1 rRNA gene is annotated in these 683 nt (G+C 52.1%); it reads right to left on the reverse strand.

What is annotated here, in order from left to right:
• Window positions 1–683 (reverse strand): 23S ribosomal RNA (locus EAH89_RS31025); the annotation flags it as partial.

Here is a 683-nt window from a genome sequence, read left to right on the forward strand (position 1 = left end):
CTCGCCTTAGGGACCGACTAACCCTGCGTCGATTAACGTTGCGCAGGAAACCTTGGTCTTTCGGCGTGGGTGTTTTTCACACCCATTGTCGTTACTCATGTCAGCATTCGCACTTCTGATACCTCCAGCAAGCTTCTCAACTCACCTTCACAGGCTTACAGAACGCTCCTCTACCGCATCACTTACGTGATACCCGTAGCTTCGGTGTATGGTTTGAGCCCCGTTACATCTTCCGCGCAGGCCGACTCGACTAGTGAGCTATTACGCTTTCTTTAAAGGGTGGCTGCTTCTAAGCCAACCTCCTAGCTGTCTAAGCCTTCCCACATCGTTTCCCACTTAACCATAACTTTGGGACCTTAGCTGACGGTCTGGGTTGTTTCCCTTTTCACGACGGACGTTAGCCCCCGCCGTGTGTCTCCCATGCTCGGCACTTGTAGGTATTCGGAGTTTGCATCGGTTTGGTAAGTCGGGATGACCCCCTAGCCGAAACAGTGCTCTACCCCCTACAGTGATACATGAGGCGCTACCTAAATAGCTTTCGAGGAGAACCAGCTATCTCCGAGCTTGATTAGCCTTTCACTCCGATCCACAGGTCATCCGCTAACTTTTCAACGGTAGTCGGTTCGGTCCTCCAGTTAGTGTTACCCAACCTTCAACCTGCCCATGGATAGATCGCCCGGTTT

This window comes from Muricoccus nepalensis, from assembly GCF_006438825.1.
Lineage (GTDB): Bacteria > Pseudomonadota > Alphaproteobacteria > Acetobacterales > Acetobacteraceae > Roseomonas > Roseomonas nepalensis.